Source organism: Bradyrhizobium sp. 23AC, from assembly GCF_054863025.1.
The window spans coordinates 1-278 of record NZ_JAVAYN010000120.1 but is presented as its reverse complement, the minus strand read 5'-3'; the positions used below and the strand labels follow the sequence as shown (position 1 = coordinate 278).

Here is a 278-nt window from a genome sequence, read left to right as displayed (position 1 = left end):
CCGCTCGTCCGGCATCGCGTTCAGGTAACCGTTCAGGCTGTCGATGACAACGAGGCGGGCGTTGTCGACTTCAACGCTCCTGCGCAGGGCTGCTGCGAACTCGCCGGGCGACAACTCGGCCGGATCAATCTGTTGAAATCGAATAAGCCCCGATTCCTGGTGCTTTTCGAGCGGGAGACCGAGCGTCCGGGCGCGGGCTTCCACGGTGCCGCGGCCTTCATCGAAGGCAAAGAACACGGCGTGCTCGCCGCGTTCGGCGGCCGCTATCGCATAGGTCA

Annotated in this window: 1 protein-coding gene; it reads right to left on the bottom strand. The window is 64.0% G+C overall.

Features of this window, described 5'->3' with window-relative positions:
• On the bottom strand, window positions 1–278 hold a 278-nt coding region (locus tag RAD10_RS41725), incomplete at both ends, for an ATPase domain-containing protein (RefSeq protein ID WP_461622010.1).